1 protein-coding gene and 1 pseudogene are annotated in these 2431 nt (G+C 63.6%); both read left to right on the forward strand.

Annotation, left to right across the window (positions count from 1 at the left end; all coding sequences use genetic code 11):
* The first annotated feature begins 238 nt into the window (after positions 1-238).
* The gene (locus ENZ74_RS29210; protein WP_063167804.1) at positions 239-1882 is read left to right on the forward strand and encodes a glycosyltransferase family 39 protein; all 1644 of its coding nucleotides are present in this window, start codon (positions 239-241) and stop codon (positions 1880-1882) included.
* Between the two features lie 126 nt (positions 1883-2008).
* A pseudogene (locus ENZ74_RS29215) lies at positions 2009-2431 on the forward strand (phosphoesterase); the annotation flags it as partial.

Raw genomic sequence — 2431 nt, forward strand, 5'->3', positions numbered from 1 at the left:
GAACGCGGGCGTTTAGCATCCAAGCGCGATCAGCAAAAGTGGTTTCCGGTTTTGCGACTGATCGCGCCAGACAAAGGTCCAGCGATCAGCAAAAGTGGTTTCCGGTTTGCAGCCCGCGCGGATGGCGTTGCGAATCCTTGCTTCGTCGTTTGGGCTGGCGTATTGAGGCGCCGCGCAGGGCAGGGCCTGAGGCGCCGCGACGGGGCCATCCCGCAGATCAGATCCGGAAAGCTCCGCGATGAACAGGAACTATCTCTTTCTCTTTCTGTTCAGCGTGCTGATGACGTTCAGTGGACTGGCGAGCCTTCCACCCATCGACCGCGACGAATCCCGTTTTGTCCAGGCTACCAAGCAGATGGTCGAAACCTCCGACTATGTCGACATCCGTTTTCAGGATGCCTCGCGCTACAAGAAGCCGATCGGCATCTACTGGCTGCAATCGGCGGCCGTGGCGCTGAGCGGCGAGGGGGCGGCGGCGCCGATCTGGGTCTACCGCCTCGTCTCCATGCTTGGCATTGCCTTGGCCGTCGTCGGCATCGCCTGGACGGGCACCAAGCTGTTCGGGGCCAATGCCGGTCTCGCCGCCGGCCTGATGATGGCGGCGATCTTCGCCACCGCCTTCGAGGGCCGTGACGCCAAGACCGACGCCATGCTGCTGGCCTGCTGCGTGGCGGCGCAAGGCGCGCTCGCCCAGATCTATCTGGCAGCGCGCCGCAACGAACCGGTAGCCGCCCATCTGCCGTGGATTTTCTGGGCCGCTCAAGGCCTTGGAATTCTTATCAAGGGGCCGGTGGCTCCGCTGTTGTCGTTGCTCACGGTCGCCGCCCTGTTTGCCTTCGAGCGCGACTGGCGCTGGCTCCTGAAGCTGAAGCTCGTGCGCGGTGTCGCTCTGGTGGCGCTCATCGTGTTGCCCTGGGTTGCCCTCATCACCTGGAAGAGCGGCGGCACCTTTCTCAGCGATGCCGTCGGCAAGGACATGATGGCCAAGGTCGCCTCGGGCGAGGAATCGCACGGCCTGCCGCCCGGTTTCTACATGCTGACCTATTCCTTGTTCATGTGGCCGTTCGGCCTGATCGCGGTCGGCGCCGGGCTCCAGGCCCTCAACCGTCTGCGCGACGATCCCCGGCTGCGTTTCTGCCTCGCCTGGTATATTCCGTTCTGGCTGGTGTTCGAGCTGATCCCGACCAAGCTGCCGCACTATGTCCTGCCGGCCTATCCCGGCATGGCGCTGCTGATTGGCTGGCTGCTGACATTGTCGCCGCAGGAGGCCAATGCGCCGCTCAGGCGCTGGCAGGACTGGTTGTGGTGGTCGACCGCATTCGGTCTTGTCGTGGTCAGCCTTGGCCTGGCGGCGGTCTGCGTCGGAGCGCCGATCTATCTCACCGGCTCCTTTTCCTGGTGGAGCATCCCGGCCGCCGCGGCGGCGCTGGCGGCAGGGTATTTCGCTTTTTCGCGACAGCTGCAAGTGCCGCTCTCCCGCATCGGCGCCATCGCGGTTTGCGCCGGCATTACCTATGGGCTGTTGTTCGGCGTCATCGCGCCTTCGCTGAAGCCGATCTGGCTGAGCCCGGCGATCGAGGCGGCAGTCCAGGCCAACAGGCCTTGCGACACCACGGTGCTCGCCTCAGCGGAATATCACGAGCCGAGCCTGGTGTTCCTGGTCGGCACCAAGACCGTCCTGACCGATGTCGATGGCGTCGCCAAGCATCTGCTCGGCGATCCGGCCTGCGCGCTGGCGCTGGCACAAATCGGCGACGAGCAGAAGCTGAATGGCCTGTTGGAGGCGCAAGGCAAGTCGGCGAGCCGCGTTGCCGAGGTCGATGGCCTCAACTATTCGTCGGGAGACAAACTGTCGCTCGGCCTCTATCGTGTAAGCCAGTGACGGCTCGCCGATGCCCATGACGGCAACAATGGGGTCGAATTTCCTATGCTGGTGAAATCACGCCCGCCCGTTTCGAGCCTGCTCCTTGGCATAGGGCGCCGGTCGCTCGACAACTTTCGCGATACGATGCAGATCGCCAAAAGCCGCCTTGCCACCCGGCCGGCCAGATACCCGAATATTTTGTGGTCGGTCTGGGTGCTGGTCTGGGTCTTGCTGACGGCGTCGGCGTTTGTTCGTCTCGACACTCCGGCCGGAATGCTTCACGGCAAGTGGTCGGCGGGATTTGCCCGGACTGCCGACTTTTTCACCCAGTTCGGCCTGGGAGGCTGGTATATCATTCCCTCAGTGCTTCTGCTTGTCGCCGCGAACCTGACGGATTGGCGAAGCCTGTCGCGGCGCTCGCTGATGCTCCTCTACAACTGGACCTGCCTGGCTTTTCTGGTGCTGTGCGCCACCGGCCTGTCGGGGATCGCCGTCAATGTGCTGAAATATGCCATTGGCCGGGCTCGCCCGCTCTATTACGAGGACTTTGGCGTGCTGACCCTGCAC

The organism is Mesorhizobium sp. M7A.F.Ca.CA.002.15.2.1, from assembly GCF_003998715.1.
GTDB classification, from domain to species: Bacteria; Pseudomonadota; Alphaproteobacteria; order Rhizobiales; family Rhizobiaceae; genus Mesorhizobium; species Mesorhizobium ciceri.

Excerpts from the sequence above, each read along its gene's own strand:
- ENZ74_RS29210 (WP_063167804.1), top strand. The coding sequence starts at position 239 with ATGAACAGGAACTATCTCTTTCTCTTTCTGTTCAGCGTGCTGATGACG.